The organism is Pseudobdellovibrionaceae bacterium (assembly GCA_023898385.1).
Classification (GTDB): domain Bacteria; phylum Bdellovibrionota; class Bdellovibrionia; order Bdellovibrionales; family UBA1609.
In genome coordinates, this window is sequence record CP060220.1 from 3162631 (window position 1) to 3176697 (window position 14067).

The window sequence follows — 14067 nt, forward strand, 5'->3', positions numbered from 1 at the left end:
CCAAAGGTACCCAGCCAAAGGTACCCGGTTCAATTTTGATTTGCGCCGCATCATAGCGCCACCTGTGGGCCGGAGGCATCACCAGGTCAATGGGTGACTATTTGTCGGTTACGCTGGAAACCAATATTGAACTGGGTACCTATGTAATAAATAGGCGTAATCCGCCAACCCATTCATCGGTCAAAGTCTAGTCGTAAGGAATAGCTAATGCTGCGCCCTTTGCCTGGGTTTCGTTTAAGAAGTCCCTTGTTCTCAAGGTCGACCAGATCACGCTTAGCCGTTTCGCGGCTGACCTTTGTAATGCTGACATATTTTTTGTTGGTTAAGCCACCTTCAAATCCCTTGGGTTCAGCTTCGAGGAGTTTTTTTACCACTTTTAGTTGTCGGCCATTGAGCGTGTGGCTACTAAAATGTTGCCAAAACTTGGCGATAAATGTGGCTTTTTTTATAGTTTGTTCAGAGGCATGAATGGCCTTGGTATACGTTTCAAGAAACCATTGAAGCCATTTGGTAATATCACATTCATTCTTTTGAGACTTTTCAAGCACTTCATAATATTCCATTCTCTCAGACACAATTTGTTTGGATAAACTGTAGAGGCGGCGGGAAGAATCTTCATCTTGTGAAAGTGCCATATCTGTAATAGCTCGCGCTATTCGGCCATTGCCGTCTTCGTAGGGGTGAATAGTCACAAACCAAAAGTGCGCAATGCCCGCGCGCAAAAGCCCGTCGAGGTTTTTCGGTGGATGCTGCCACCAACGAAGAAAAACTTTCATTTCCGTTGGTACTTGGCTCGAGGGTGGTGCCAGGAAGTGGATTTTTTCCCTGCCCGGTGGCCCCGATATCACTTGCATAGGGTCCTCACCTTTGCGCCATCGGCCCACTTGAATCTTTTGAATACCAGAAAATCCCGTGGGAAAAAGTGCGGCTTGCCAGCCATGAAGCCGGTTTGTTGTCAGAGGTTCTCTATGATTTTGGGTGGCGTCCATTAATAGTTCAACCAGGCCGTCCACATGGCGACCCTCGGGCGGTAAACCCGCCGTGGGTAGCCCCAGTCTTTTGGCCACAGAAGAGCGGATAAGATTGCGGTCGATATTCTCTCCCTCAATGGCTGCTGTGGAAAAAGCTTCTTCGACAATCATCTCGGCGTGTTCCTCAAGACCGACAAGCCCTGCCTGTACAAGAATACGCCCCTGGGCCTGCCGAGCCCGACCAAGGACAGGGATCAGCTCTTCCATTTTCCAGCTAAAATGTGGCCAATCTGGTTTTTGCCAGATGTACATTAAACCCATTGATGTCCTTTTATCGGGTCAAAATATGACCCAATTACATTATTTAATTGGGTCATGATTTGACCCAATTGTAAAGTCTTTTTGGGTCAGATCATGAAAAGATCTGGCTCAATGGCTACGATTGTGGGCGTACAGGCCTACGTAAAAACGGAAAAAACGTTCTATCGATACCTTCATTAGTAGCACTGTGAGGTGGCCGCTCAAACAAGTCTGTGCAAAAAAAACGCAGCATTTGATTTCGTGGCGCGGAAGGGAGAGGCCCCATAGGGCCCCTGTGACAATCGACTACTGGGTGAGTTCAATAACACTTTCAAGTTTTTCAAGTGCGCCTTCAGATTCAAAATCAAGGTCACCGTTTCTCGTGAAATAGCAATAGCCAATAGTTGAAATGTGAAGTTGCATTGAGGCAGATTGACCTATAAAAACGGCCCCGTCTTTGGTTCGCAATCCAGGTACATTGAGCCTCAAAACTAACTTCAGATTTTCTAATTTCGCCTTATCCGTGGCATAGTCTGCGACAAATTTATTTTTATTTAGTCTTGCATAATCATTTTCGTCGAGAAGTCTATAGACATTGGCAGCTGAATTGCCTGGGCCGAGCGAGGCCCTCACTTGGCCTCCACCACGATAACTTCTATCGGCATGCCAGTTCAACTTCAGCCCAGCATATTTGTTTTTAAGGCGTTCATAGTTTGAGGTGTCAAAACTTCTTCTCAAAATACCTTGCGCAATAATAGCTACATTTGGCTCAAAAAATTCGAGAACCCAAGGCGATATGGTGTTGTTTTCGATTTGCGTACACAATGGCTTAACGAAATTAGCGGATAAAGTTGTCGTCGAATTTTCGATACTAATTTTTAATAGGGTGGGGTCATTTGAAGTATCGTAGTATATGGCACGACAGTCGTCGCTCCAGCTCAAGATTGATGCGTCAGCGGGATCAATCTTCGTTTTGACTTCAGCACAACGTTTTTCATTTGCCATGGCCTCCGCTTTTTGTTGGGCTATATGAGTTTCAATTTGGGCTTTTGTAACTTCCAACTTTAGAATTTCGTTTTTGAAAAATTCGACTTTGTCACTTTTAGGGTCTTCAACCGTGAGATGGCCATTTCCATCGGCGATCTTGCAACTTTGCAAATGGAACGAGTGAGCCATTTGAGCAATTTCAAGACAACTAATAGTTTTATCTAAATTTAAGTTCGATACCAGTTCAGCGTCATTTTGACATTCGTCTGAATAATAGGGTCTATCGTGACAGTAGGGGGTGCCGGCAAGGGGTTCTACTTCACCCATTGGTGTAATTTCTTCTATCCCGCAACCGCTGAGAATAGATAGGGCTAAAATTGAGCCAATGAAATGAAATTTGAGCATCGTCTGCGTCCTTTTTCAATGAATAGACCGTAGTCGTTAAAAACCCTAGGTCAGAACTGCAATTCATTTGCCAACGTTAATTGCTGATTATTTAGAGATGAGGTCATATGGCCAAAGATTCCGTCTCAAATTTGAGAATTCTGCTGATGGATTTTGTACCAACTGGCTCAGAGCCGCGGGCTGCTGAATACTCGTCAACATAACCCGAGAGTGCAACGATAAAAACAAAGTCCTGACGACGTTGGTTTATCTGAGGGTCTCCCAAAGAATTAAAAAACCTCTACGGTCCAACCTGGTGGCTTGCATTTTAATGGTCGAGTCCCGTCAGTCTGAAGCTAGAGTGGACCAAAATGGAGAAATGGAGGAGTTCGCCTTAGCTTCCGGAATCGTCTAAATTCAAAAAGTATCCGCATCCCATTCTGGTGGCGGGCTGGCTTCCCTTCGGGCTTGGCGAAGTTCGCTCTTCTTTAGTTCGAGAGGCGTGTCGCTCACTTCGAATAGAACATCTTGGTCAATCATTGTGTATTGAGGCACATTCTCGTAGCTCTTGTTGATTTTCCAATACATTTCATCGCCGTAGCTTGTTATTGCCAGCGGCCGACCAAGTCCACGGTTGGCAATTTGATCTTGGAGATGGTTATCTCCAAGAATGTGATATGCACCGTAAAAAACTAAATAGCGCTGATCCGGGTGGGTCTTTTGGTGTTTTTCGATGGTGTCGGCCACGGCTTCATCCCGGGCAAGCAGCGTACGATCTTCATTAAAGTTCTCTGCCAACAGCACAGAGTCTACAACCCCTTGAGATGCTGAGAGTGTTTTCAGATAGCCACTTATATCAAAGGGCCAAGGATTGGCATCATTAAGCAGGGCTTGTTTAAGAGCGTCTGCCGCGAGATCAAAATTTAAATAATCGTTCACCGGTTGTAAGTTTCGCCCATCGATCCACTCCAGCACCAATGTCACAGGGCTTTCGCCCTTGGCCATGTGAGAGAAGACCTTAATTAGTTTTTCCTGATCTTTAAGGCTTCCGTGATAGTCGGACAGTATGACAACTTGGTGTTTGTCGATCTCAGAAAAATACAAGTCGTCATCGAGGGGCTGTAGGCCTTCGGTGGCGTTCAAAGTGCGGAGATATTCTTTTTCGTAATCGATAAACTCTGGATGTTGGTAGACGGGTCCCGTGAGTTCCGAAAGCTCCCGGGTCACTTTAAGATAATCCTGGTAGTCATCCTTATATGTGAACGCATTTGCCGGATTCAGCCCTGTGAAGAATAAAATTCCGACAATCACGACCCATGTGGTGGGCATTCCCCCTCCCCCCATAAAAAATCCCCTCTATCGACCTAGCCGGCCCCTAAATACAATTCAAAAAAGATTTCGCTGCCGATGGTATTGGTATTGCCAAACCACAGGGTTTGAAAGTCTTCCATTTGCCCCAGAAGTTCAAAAAACTCGCTAAAAGCTTTTCCGTCAGCCTCGCCGTTGACAACGAGCTCGCAGCGGCCCGAGGTTGAGTTTCTTAAAAGTCTAACGGAAAGTTTCTCCACCAGTGGGCCACTATAGCCTTCGTAGAGGTAGAGAGTGGCAGCTGTGCTTCCGGATTCGGAATTGTTAAATTCAATGCCTGCGGTGTCTTCGTTAAAAACAAAGGAATCTGAAGTGTCAAACGGGTCATCGGGCATATCTTTAAAGGTATAATATTTGCCCTCAAGGTTCGCAGAGTCACAGGCAGTACTAGAGGCCTGGGCGAAATTGACGCCGGCGCTTATGATAAATCCTAGAATTAATTGAGCTATTGTTTTTGCGTTCACTACCCCCACCCCTTATTGCTGAGTGGAATAAAACCACAGGAACAAGTGTTTTGGCAGAAAAATGATTTTTTAGCCGAGATAAGTGAAGGTTATGTCGGTGAGGTTTCAGTGAGGTGAATAAATATAGCCAGCTGTCGCCTCATTAGGGTGTAGGCGTGGATTTTATTAATAATTTAAGGAAGATACGAGCTTTCGTCGGCAGCCAAACGGTCGACTAGTCGACGCGATTTCAGTTATTAAGGCGGCCAAAAATAAGGCAACATCTTCATCCCAGCTTAAGGTCACCCTTAAAAGGTTCTCAATCAAAAAGACCTCAACATAGCGTGGAGGATACGCCTCGGCTTTTTCTCATTCGAACCTTTTAAACCTGACCCAAATCTGAGCGAATGTATGGCCTCACTTATGGCCGCTTTAGCAAATATGGCGCGGATGCAGTAGGCCCATCTTGGTCACCTCGTCGGGGTCGATGATCAGCCAGAAAATTCATTTTCCAAATAACCAAATAATTGATTTCAACTGAGAACCATACCAAAAAAGCGGATTTTTATTTGGATGCAGGCATGTTATCCGTAGAAAAATCGAAATTTTTCGTTAATAATTTCTCTGCCAGAAAAACAACAAAGTTAAGCGTACGCCAGGTGAGGACTTATGATTCGATTGGAAAACACAACAGTTAAAACAGAACCCCAGTTGTTGACAAAATCTTCGAAGGGTTTTGATCAGTTGCTACAGCGCAAGGACATTGGTTTTTTTAATATGCCCGGTCGCAACGAATATTGGGTTGAAAGTGCAGTGAAAGGCGATGACCTAAGGTCTCGATATACGACGCTGTGTGTGTTAGGGATGGGTGGAAGCAGTCTGGGTACTCGGGCCATTTATGACGCTTTACACGACCCTTCTGATGGCCGCAAGCTGATGTTTTTTGACAATATTGATGCGGTTTATTTTTGGCAGCAGATGGCGCAGTTGCCAGATTTGGAAAAAGTGCACTGGCTGATTGTCACTAAAAGTGGGTCGACTCTTGAAACTTTGGCCATGGCCAACTTCGTGAATCAATCTTTGAATGAGAAAGGCCTTCAGCTCGCTCGTCATTGCACAGTCATCTCAGAAACGAAATCCAGTCCCGTAGTGGAGTGGGCCCGAGAACATGATGTTTCTGTGCTTGAAATTCCAGAGGACGTGGGCGGGCGATTTTCAGTATTAACTCCGGTGGGTTTATTGCCAGCCCGTTTTATGGGTATTGATATTGGCGAGCTAAGGACCGGGGCCCAATGGGCCCTAGAGCAGAAGTCGCTGGTCAGTGAGCTGTCTGCACAGAGTCTGCAAAGTTTTGAGAGAGACGAGTGGATCACATTGCAGTGGTCTTATTCTAATCAACTGCAGGCTTTTGGATTTTGGTGGCAGCAGCTTTGGGCTGAGTCGCTGGCAAAGAAAGTGGGCGAGAGTGAAAATCCGGTGCCTCGGGTGAGTTCGCCGTTTAGTTGTTTGGGACCTCGCGATCAACACTCCATTTTGCAGCAGGTGTTTGAGGGCTTCGGAGACAAGTTTATCTGGTTTATGCGGGTAGAGGAAGCCGAGAAGTATGGGCCTCAACTTAGACAATCCCAGTTTTCGGGTCAGGACTATACCTTGAATCGAGGTTTAGGAGAAATAATGGCAGCCCAGTTAAAAGCCACCCGTCAATCCTTGGCTGAAGTCGGGGTGCAAAGTCTCACGCTGGAAGTATCGAAAGTCGATCCCCAAACATTGGGTGCTCTTTTTATGCTCAATGAGTTGGTGGTCGGTACTTTGGGACAGTGTCTAGGAATCAATGCCTATGACCAGCCAGGTGTCGAAGTCGGTAAACGTCTAGCAAAGCAGTTTATGCAAATGGGGCATTGAGAATTTTTTTTGCAACCAGTAGAATAAAATGAGTATGTCAGACGACGATAAACAAGATGATGAGATCACCCAGGATAAGACAAGTATTGTTCAAAGCGATACTTTTAAGATGCGAGTGGCTCAAGCCAATCAAGCGCCACCGAGTCTTCTTTTATTGGTTGGCCCAGCCAGCGCTGTAGGTCGTCAGTGGCCCATTGAAGACACCGGCCGTGTGGTCGGGCGGGATGTTAATAGTCATATCTATGTAGACGATCGCAGTGTGAGCAAGGCGCATGCAAAGCTCGTGTTATCCGGCGGCGAAGTTTCTATTATTGACCTTGAGTCCACTAATAAAACAGTTGTGAATCGAGCCGTATTGTCGCCATTGACTCCATGCAAGCTCAGCAACAATGATCAGATCAAGATGGGAAATGTGATTTTTAAGTTCCTAGAACGTGGCAATATCGAAACTGTATCGGCCGCTCAAACATTTGATCGTGGACATACAGATGCACTCACTGGGATCAATAACCGCACAGGCCTCTATGTTCGTGGGACAGAAATGTTTAAGCGCTCAAGGCTTCTGGGTATTCCGTTTACCGTAATTACCTTTGACATCGATCACTTTAAAAAGACAAACGATACTTATTTGCATACAGGCGGTGATTTTGTTCTGAAAGAGCTTTCTCACGTTATTCGCGATAAGCTCATTCGAGAAGATGATTTCTTTGCTCGCTCTGGGGGTGAAGAGTTTTGTTTGTTGTTGTTGGGCAGTCCGCTGGATCGCGCCAAAGAAATTGCCGAGCGGATCCGAGCCACGATTGAACACCACGAGTTTAATTTCGAAGGCCAAATTATACCTGTGACCATTTCTGTGGGTGTATCCTTAAGTGAACCCACTGACCAAACCTGGGAAGACACCTTTGAACGAGCCGATAAGGCCCTGTACGCCTCAAAAGGGAGCGGTCGCAACCGAGTAACAGTCGCCCCCATCTAAGCTCCGAGTTAGGCGAAATACTGAGCAGCATTTAGTTTTTTATGTCCAGCTAGGGCCATTTTGCCTCTACCCCCACGTGCGGTGTCAGATCACCCCTTGAAATTATTCAGGTTATCAGGCGATTCAGTTCGGCCCCGGTTTTGCTTTATTCCTAAGTCGAGGGGCAGCCGGTGGCGTTGAGCGACCGGCACATCTAGAGAGGGCATTTTAAGTCTACTATTTTACTTTTCATCCTTGATAGCTCACACCAGTTAAAAAAATTTTTTGATTTAACCGATCTGGACCAAAGCAGAGTCTAACAAGGGGTGTGACGCTTATGAAAGCTGATCATGAAATTATCGATGCAGTAAAAAGTGGGGACCGTGCGAAGTTTTCGGTTCTTGTGAGTCGCCATCAACAGGCCATGATGAGATTGGCCGTACGGATGACCCGGGATTGGGAGCAAGCGGAGGATATTGTGCAAGAGAGCTTCCTTAAGGCCTTTCAAAAACTCAATTCATTTGAGGGGCGCTCAAGTTTTAAAAGCTGGCTGTACCAAATCACTTTAAATACTGCCAGAAACAAGCTTCGTCGAAAAAACTTCGACTTCATTGATATTTCAGATGTGCCACTAGCCGTTGGACCCAAAGTTGAAAAAGGAATGGCGCAAATGGATACACAATATATGTTGCGATCTGAGATTGAAAAGCTGCCCAGTCGTCAACGCATGGCTTTAGAGTTGCGCATTTATGAAGATCTCAGTTTTAAAGAAGTGGCAGAGATTATGGATTGCCCCTACGACACGGCAAAGGCCAATTACCGTCATGCTCTATTGAAGATGCGGCAAGAGCTAGAGGGTTTAGATGGATTTAAGTACTTCAGTGAGTTTTTGAGCTCGTCGAACGGAAATTACAAAGGACAGTATGCGGAGGTGGATTGATGTTTAAAGAGCAAAGTGCAATGGATGAAGCTTGGTGGGTAGACTACGTGGAAGGAGAGGGGGATCCGTTTTGGCGGGAAACCCTCTCAGAGCTACTGGATCACTCAGAAATGGATCGCCATATCGTTGAAAATCTAAAGCGCACTCGGAGGTGGGTTTGGCAGAGCAACCCCACCCAACAGATAAGAGAGTTCGCCCCAGAAGGATGGGAAAAACAACAGCATGATAAAATCATGCAAGCCATTATCATAGCTGATATGGAACCGTCCCCACCAACGTGGCGGTCATTTCTACAAAAAAGCACCAAGTGGTTCAAGGTGGGCGAAGCCAGGTAGGTGAATCTCCAAAAGGTTTCACTCAATCCAATTTTTCAGTTCTTTGGCGGGGTCGCCGGTGCCCTCGAGTTTCTTGCAGGCGGCGATGAGTTTTTTAAAATCGCCGTCGAATTCAATTGCTAGTTTCTCGAAATCACTGAGGTCGTGAAAGTAGGTTTTATAAGATAACAAATTCGCATTATTGAGGGGCCGACTCGTAAACTGATCGTACTTCTGTGAGAGTAGTTTTGGTTGCAACTCGTTTTTGAAGCGATCTTTTATTTGTTGAATGCGATTTTCTTTTTCTGACTTTATTGTAAGCTCGGGCGTGTTTTCATACCAAGCTTGCAACTGTTTAAGCTCATGGCCAATAAACTGTGAAAAAAGTTGATCATCGTGATTTTCGTCCCGAATGACTTTGACTGTTTTTGAATTAGGTCCTTCTCGTTCTAAGTAGTAAAGTTCAGTGCCTTTGTTTCCTAAAAAGGTGGCAAGGCTTTCATTGAAGTTGGCATGACCCTTAATAAATATGGTGGCGTGTACGGTTTCATGAATAATGACATTAACAAGATCGTGGTCACGGTAGCGAAGCATACTTGATAAAATAGGGTCATCAAACCATCCCAGGGTGCTGTAGGCCGACACCCCCCGCACATAGGTGTCATACTTTTCTTTTGGAAATTCTTTCGCAGCGTCGTGGGCTTCTTGTTCCGAATAAAACCCTCGATAGGGCATGCTGCCTACAATGGGGTACCACCAGGTGTGGGGTTTAAGTTCATAGGCTGGTGCGGCTCGCAACACCCAGGTCACATAGGGTCGATCGAGATCAACGTAAGTTGTGTAGTTATCTGTGGGTGTAAGGCCCAGGTTTTTCTCGGCAAATTGGCGAGCATCTAATGCCAGTTGCAATTTTTGTTTTTTAGCTGGAGCCACCTTATTTTCTTGCATTACCGATTGGATCTCTTGACGAGCGTTTAGGATTTTTACGTGTTCATAACTTGATTTCACTAAGTAGGTTGCAAGACACCCAGGAAGTAGAGGGGTTATAAAAGCCAAAAGGACAACACCAGACTTTTCTTTTACAGAAACCATGATAAGCCAGCTCGCCCCGCATAGTCCCAGGTGACCGGTTCTGTGGTGTCTTCATTTTGAGGGCTTGACCAAGTCTCACCACCGATCTTGATAGAAAACGTATCAGATAAACGAATCTTAATCCCTATCCCAGCACTTGGAACGGTACCGTGTTGATCACCAGTCTTAATTCGACTGCCCTCGCTGGGTACTTCGAGATAAAGATTTTTTTCGAGGTAAGCGGCGCCTAATTTTATATACGGCTGAACGGGTTGCTTGCGACTAGCAAACGAAATCACAAGATCAAGACCTGTCATCTGAAATTGTGTTTTGTAAATTCGCTGTAAGTCAGAAGTGGCTTGGGCACTGAGTTCAGAAAGGCCATCGGTGTAACTGAGTTCTAGAGCCGACATATCCCAAAAATAGTAAGAAATCGAGCCAGTGTAAGAGTTTGATTGTTGGTAGTTGGCATCATCAAAACGTGAAGCCTTGTAGTTGATGGACCCACTGATTTCCATCAACCCAGCAAATGCAGACGGCAGCAGCAAAAATTGAACAGCAAAAAAAGGCAGAAAAAATTTACCGAAAGAGCGAGAATAAATCAGAGCATTGTGAACGAAAAGTTTCATACCTTTAATCATAACAGAAGACCGTCTTTGGCTTAACAGCATCTAGGGTGAGGGCGCGTGAACTCTACCTTTCGCCACGGGCAATTTGTCGAGGGTCCCAGAAAATATGAAAGGCATAATGAAGATGAATGTACCCGTCATCTTGAATCATTTCTTCTGGGGGGTTTATAAAGGGCGTGGCCTGTAAAAAGGTCTGTGTAACAGCTTCATCTAGCTCTTCAACGCCGGAGCTCGTATGAATCAACGTTTTATGGTGTCTGCCTTGCGGGTCTAAAATAACTTCCACTTGGGTCACACGCTCTTTGTTGGACCAATTATACAATTCACTCGTAGTGGCCCTGCGAATGGCGTCATTAACCTTCCACGACCACCGAGAACCCACCTGTTGATTAATGCGGGCGTAATAGGTGTAAAATAAAAATTGATCTGTATTTAAGCTTGTGAATCCGCCTTTAGAAATCATCGGGATGTAGTTTTGCGTTCCGCCGTCGCCAATGACCACATTTTCTTGAAGGGAATTTGGCAAGACGGAGGTTTCTTTTTTCACAATTTCAGAAAAATCATTTTTTGGAACGAGATTATTTAGTTTGTTAGGGGCTTTTTTTCCGCCGGGTTTACCATGGGCAATCTGCTGTTTTTTCACTCGTTGGGTGCGCTTAGAAACCAGTTGAGTTTGTTCGTCGATTTTTTTCTTAAGCTCTTCCAGTTTAGAGGTTTGGCCTTGATCTTCTACGACGGTTTTTTGCCCGTGTCGGTCGAGCACGACGATATCCACGGCGGATTTATTTCGAGATGGGGGGCTTTCAATTTGAGCGGCCGTCCACAGTAAAAAAATGTGGATGGCAACACTCAGTATAAGACCATGAAATATAAAGGTTTTTCTCAAACTTAACCCTCCGCCTAGCGATCATACCAGCAAAAAATTCTAAAGTTGAGACAAAACCTGCCGATAAGTCCTGTGGTTGGGGGACAGTATGCAAGACAAGTTTAATAATGTCATTGAGTTGCGTAAGTATAAGAAATCACAAGATAAGGGCCGGGAGCAGGGCGGAGTCAAGCCTGGGGCGCCGGTACTGGATATGACAGAGCGGCGGCAGCAGATTATTGATGATGAGCGCCGCGAAGTAAAACGAACAATTCTGACAGGATTCATCGGTGCCTTTGTTGTGGTGCCCAACCAGGGCCTTGTTAAGGTCGCCATCTACGACATCTCAGAAAATGGAATTGCATTTGATATGGTCTCAAGTGCCGGCCAATTTAAATCCGGAGAAGAAGTGGCCATGCGAGTTTATTTGAGTCACAACACCTATTTTCCATTTGTAGTGAAGGTAAAAAATATTCGTGAAGTGTTAGACGAGGGCGTAGTCCGCCATGGTTCAGGTTTTGTTGGTGGCACAGTGAACGACATGGCCCTTGAACATTTTGTGAAGTTTATCGAGAATGTCAGTGCAAGTCTAGAGAGGGATTCTGGCGACGTGATGGTTTCTAATCTTTCACGATAGAGCCCTGAGCGACAAATCACTGGCGTGTTGCGTCTGCTAGACGATTTTTCTTCACAACTTAAGTCCAATGCGTTCTCATGGACTTATGAATGCTCAAAATCGTACAAATCGAAAAATAGTTATTGATACCAACGTAATTCTTTTTGACGCTCTAGCGATCAACAAGTTTCGCAATGCCGATATTTATGTGCCCTTCGTAGTCATTGAAGAGATCGATCGATTTAAGCGGGACCTTGGTGAAAACGGTCGAAATGCGCGGCAGTTCAGTCGATTTATTGACGTACTGAGAGGCAAGGGCTCTTTGGCTGAAGGCGTGCTGCTGGAAAACAGCGGTTCCTACTTGTACGTCAGTTCTGATGCACCAACTGCGGGAATGCCCCCTGAGCTTGAGGGAATGAAAGCGGATAACCGTATTCTAGCAAAAGCGATGGAGCTTCAAACTCAATTCACTGACGCTCAGGTGGAGTTGGTAACAAAAGACATTAATCTTCGCATTAAGGCCGATGTTTTTGGCGTTGAGGCGAAAGACTATGAACCCGAAAAAGTACACTCCGACGAGATGTACACAGGCCTTGCTGAAATTGACGTAGACCCCGAGCGCATAGATGCGTTTTACAAAGAAAAACGTTTCGATGTAAATGATGATGATACGCGAGTCTATGCAAATCAATATGTGCTACTAAAAGACAGATCTAACCCCAATCACAGCGCCATTGGACGATACAGCGCTAAGGACAAGGGCGTGGTTCCGTTGATTTCACCCACCGAGTCCATTTGGGGGATTCATCCTCGCAATATGGAGCAAAGCTTTGCTTTAGACTGTCTGCTCAATGATGAAATTTTATTTGTTTCGCTTGTGGGAAAAGCGGGCACCGGAAAAACTCTTTTGGCCCTGGCGGCGGGGTTATATAAAACTCTTGATGAGGGCCGCTTTCAACGGCTCTTGGTGAGTCGGCCGATTTTTCCAATGGGGCGAGACATCGGTTACTTGCCCGGTGACGTTGAACAAAAGCTCAACCCTTGGATGCAACCCATTTTTGACAACGTGGAATTTCTGATGGGGTCAGACAAAAAGGCCGCCGGACGGGCCCGTGAGTTGATCAATCAGGGGATGCTAAACATCGAACCGTTGACCTATATTCGTGGGCGAAGCATTCCCAATCAGTTTTTGATCGTGGATGAGGCCCAAAACCTGACTCCACACGAAATCAAGACTATCGTCACACGGGCCGGACAAAATACCAAAGTCGTGCTTACGGGCGATCGTTATCAAATTGATAACCCTTATGTGGATTCTGCTAATAGTGGACTAACCTACTCGGTAGAACGCTTTAAGGGTCAACCGCTTTCGGCTCACGTCACACTCTCTAAGGGAGAGCGTTCAGAGCTGGCAGAGCTAGCGGCGAATATTTTATAAGTCAAAGGTCCAGATTCATTTAAGTTCTCTGCTCCTATTGCCGAATCAAAGAGTGAAGAAAAGCAATAGGAGTGCGCACTATGTATTTGCAGGGAAATTTGCAAGCCGTCTTTGATGCCCTTTACCACATGGGTGTCATTGATCCGGTTTTAGATATGGATTGGTCACAAGTCATGGATGAATTGCCATACCATTACGAGCAGTTTTCGCAAGTTGTAGCCGTGGCAAATCGAAATTTGTCCGTGGATGAGCTTGTTAGAGAACTCAATCAATTTGATGAAATGAGTTTAAGTTACTTGGCGATTGAAGTGGCTAAAGAGCTGGCTGATTTTCACAGCCGGGAGACATTGCACTAAGGATATTATCAATGGGCAATAAATTGAAGAAGGCGACAATACTATTTATAGCAGTTCTCACTGCATGGCCGGCAGGCGCTGAATGGAAGATTGACCTGTCAAGGCGCAAAGAAGAACTGGCAAGGCGAGACATTGCATCGGAGCAGAAAATTGCCGGTCCGATGGAAGGTCTCTTTGAACAGCTTGTGGGCCCGAACGAGCCCATTCAAGAAGTGGTTATACTGAACACAGAAAAAGGATTCTTGCCTAATTCAGTTCGTCTTTTAAAAGATCGCTACTATAGATTTCATGTTGTGAATGTTTCTGAGAACGTGAAAAACGTGAGCTTTGTGATGGACTCCTTTTCTGAGCACCATGCCACCTACTACGGAAAGATAGTGTCTTTTTATTTGCGTCCAAAAACTGAGGGTGTATTTACATTTGAGTGTCCTGAGACATCTGCACAAGGTCGGGTTGTCGTACATCCGGCCAAGGGTGAAGAGGGCATGGGCCCAGATGTTCGCCTTCCAGCCTCGAGGAACTAATTAA

The 14067-nt window shown here is 45.5% G+C and carries 15 protein-coding genes; 8 read left to right on the forward strand and 7 right to left on the reverse strand.

Going from position 1 to position 14067, the window contains the following annotated elements:
- Positions 1–173: 173 nt before the first annotated feature.
- The 4 genes from H6626_14585 to H6626_14600 all read right to left on the reverse strand — a co-directional run bounded on the left by H6626_14585 (position 174) and on the right by H6626_14600 (position 4474).
- On the reverse strand, positions 174–1292 hold the full coding sequence (locus H6626_14585) for a Fic family protein (GenBank protein ID USN47391.1): 1119 nt from the start codon (positions 1290–1292) through the stop codon (positions 174–176).
- A 285-nt stretch (positions 1293–1577) separates the two neighbouring features.
- Positions 1578–2663 (reverse strand): hypothetical protein, encoded by a 1086-nt coding sequence (locus H6626_14590; protein USN47392.1) that lies wholly within the window; start codon positions 2661–2663, stop codon positions 1578–1580.
- 396 nt (positions 2664–3059) lie between these two features.
- Entirely contained in the window at positions 3060–3971 is a 912-nt protein-coding gene (locus H6626_14595; protein USN47393.1) for a hypothetical protein, read from the reverse strand.
- Positions 3972–4006: 35 nt separating this feature from the next.
- Positions 4007–4474 (reverse strand): hypothetical protein, encoded by a 468-nt coding sequence (locus tag H6626_14600; GenBank protein USN47394.1) that lies wholly within the window; start codon positions 4472–4474, stop codon positions 4007–4009.
- Between the two features lie 648 nt (positions 4475–5122).
- Between H6626_14600 and H6626_14605 the strand changes: the two genes are divergently transcribed.
- The 4 genes from H6626_14605 (at position 5123) to H6626_14620 (ending at position 8585) form a co-directional block, all read left to right on the forward strand.
- On the forward strand, positions 5123–6355 hold the full coding sequence (locus H6626_14605; protein USN47395.1) for a glucose-6-phosphate isomerase: 1233 nt from the start codon (positions 5123–5125) through the stop codon (positions 6353–6355).
- Positions 6356–6389: 34 nt separating this feature from the next.
- Positions 6390–7331 carry a GGDEF domain-containing protein gene (locus H6626_14610; GenBank protein ID USN49053.1) on the forward strand — a complete coding sequence of 314 codons (942 nt, stop codon included), beginning with the start codon at positions 6390–6392 and terminating at the stop codon, positions 7329–7331.
- 316 nt (positions 7332–7647) lie between these two features.
- Positions 7648–8250, forward strand: a complete 603-nt coding sequence (locus tag H6626_14615; GenBank protein USN47396.1) for a sigma-70 family RNA polymerase sigma factor — start codon at positions 7648–7650, stop codon at positions 8248–8250.
- Positions 8250–8585, forward strand: coding sequence for a hypothetical protein (locus tag H6626_14620; GenBank protein USN47397.1), 336 nt, complete (start codon positions 8250–8252; stop codon positions 8583–8585). Before H6626_14615 ends, H6626_14620 begins: the two co-directional genes overlap by 1 nt.
- An 18-nt stretch (positions 8586–8603) precedes the next feature.
- On the opposite strand, the gene H6626_14625 is transcribed toward H6626_14620, so the two are convergent.
- From H6626_14625 to H6626_14635, 3 genes are all read right to left on the reverse strand, one after another.
- Positions 8604–9656 (reverse strand): aminopeptidase, encoded by a 1053-nt coding sequence (locus tag H6626_14625; protein USN47398.1) that lies wholly within the window; start codon positions 9654–9656, stop codon positions 8604–8606.
- Positions 9644–10264, reverse strand: a complete 621-nt coding sequence (locus H6626_14630; protein USN47399.1) for an outer membrane beta-barrel protein — start codon at positions 10262–10264, stop codon at positions 9644–9646. The genes H6626_14625 and H6626_14630 overlap by 13 nt, the downstream gene beginning before the upstream one ends.
- 64 nt (positions 10265–10328) lie before the next feature.
- Complete coding sequence (locus H6626_14635; GenBank protein ID USN47400.1) at positions 10329–11150, reverse strand: TonB C-terminal domain-containing protein; 822 nt, start codon at positions 11148–11150, stop codon at positions 10329–10331.
- An 88-nt stretch (positions 11151–11238) separates the two neighbouring features.
- Here H6626_14635 and H6626_14640 point away from each other — a divergent pair, with 88 nt between their 5' ends.
- From H6626_14640 to H6626_14655, 4 genes are all read left to right on the forward strand, one after another.
- Positions 11239–11766, forward strand: coding sequence for a PilZ domain-containing protein (locus H6626_14640; GenBank protein ID USN47401.1), 528 nt, complete (start codon positions 11239–11241; stop codon positions 11764–11766).
- An 85-nt stretch (positions 11767–11851) separates the two neighbouring features.
- Entirely contained in the window at positions 11852–13183 is a 1332-nt protein-coding gene (locus H6626_14645; protein USN47402.1) for a PhoH family protein, read from the forward strand.
- Between the two features lie 80 nt (positions 13184–13263).
- Positions 13264–13539, forward strand: coding sequence for a cytochrome (locus tag H6626_14650; GenBank protein USN47403.1), 276 nt, complete (start codon positions 13264–13266; stop codon positions 13537–13539).
- Positions 13540–13550: 11 nt separating this feature from the next.
- A complete protein-coding gene (locus tag H6626_14655) occupies positions 13551–14063 on the forward strand; it encodes a hypothetical protein (GenBank protein ID USN47404.1) in 513 nt (170 codons plus the stop codon).
- Positions 14064–14067: the final 4 nt, after the last annotated feature.

Bases quoted from the DNA above. Each gene is read 5' to 3' on its own strand.
- H6626_14585 (USN47391.1), bottom strand. From the start codon at position 1,292: ATGGGTTTAATGTACATCTGGCAAAAACCAGATTGGCCACATTTTAGC.
- H6626_14645 (USN47402.1), top strand. From the start codon at position 11,852: ATGAATGCTCAAAATCGTACAAATCGAAAAATAGTTATTGATACCAAC.
- H6626_14630 (USN47399.1), bottom strand. From the start codon at position 10,264: ATGAAACTTTTCGTTCACAATGCTCTGATTTATTCTCGCTCTTTCGGT.
- H6626_14590 (USN47392.1), bottom strand. From the start codon at position 2,663: ATGCTCAAATTTCATTTCATTGGCTCAATTTTAGCCCTATCTATTCTC.
- H6626_14640 (USN47401.1), top strand. From the start codon at position 11,239: ATGCAAGACAAGTTTAATAATGTCATTGAGTTGCGTAAGTATAAGAAA.
- H6626_14605 (USN47395.1), top strand. From the start codon at position 5,123: ATGATTCGATTGGAAAACACAACAGTTAAAACAGAACCCCAGTTGTTG.
- H6626_14595 (USN47393.1), bottom strand. From the start codon at position 3,971: ATGCCCACCACATGGGTCGTGATTGTCGGAATTTTATTCTTCACAGGG.
- H6626_14625 (USN47398.1), bottom strand. From the start codon at position 9,656: ATGGTTTCTGTAAAAGAAAAGTCTGGTGTTGTCCTTTTGGCTTTTATA.
- H6626_14655 (USN47404.1), top strand. From the start codon at position 13,551: ATGGGCAATAAATTGAAGAAGGCGACAATACTATTTATAGCAGTTCTC.
- H6626_14615 (USN47396.1), top strand. From the start codon at position 7,648: ATGAAAGCTGATCATGAAATTATCGATGCAGTAAAAAGTGGGGACCGT.
- H6626_14610 (USN49053.1), top strand. From the start codon at position 6,390: ATGTCAGACGACGATAAACAAGATGATGAGATCACCCAGGATAAGACA.
- H6626_14650 (USN47403.1), top strand. From the start codon at position 13,264: ATGTATTTGCAGGGAAATTTGCAAGCCGTCTTTGATGCCCTTTACCAC.
- H6626_14620 (USN47397.1), top strand. From the start codon at position 8,250: ATGTTTAAAGAGCAAAGTGCAATGGATGAAGCTTGGTGGGTAGACTAC.